Annotated in this window: 1 protein-coding gene; it reads right to left on the bottom strand. The window is 40.5% G+C overall.

Annotation, left to right across the window (positions count from 1 at the left end):
• Positions 1–11 precede the first annotated feature (11 nt).
• Positions 12–237, bottom strand: a 226-nt coding sequence (locus tag ACPYOG_RS20715; RefSeq protein WP_481295940.1) for a hypothetical protein, incomplete at its 5' end; no start/stop codon positions are given.

Raw genomic sequence — 237 nt, 5'->3', positions numbered from 1 at the left:
GGCTTTTTTTGTTAATCAAAATCAAATTCGTCGCTTTCAAGAATAGGGACTTCACGAAGATAATTGTCAAATTCCTTAGGGTGATTACTTTCCGCACCGTACGAATCTATAATGATGCCCAGATTTCCGTCAGAGCCTTTTACCAGATACAGTACCGCGCTGTCATCAGGATTACTTGCTCCTTCAAAGCGATAGGTTTTTATAATGGTAAGCTCTTTAGCCCTGTCTCTCATACAC

The sequence above is a fragment of the Leifsonia sp. HAY1-4F genome, from assembly GCF_056755275.1.
This window is presented reverse-complemented; position numbering and strand designations above follow the sequence as displayed.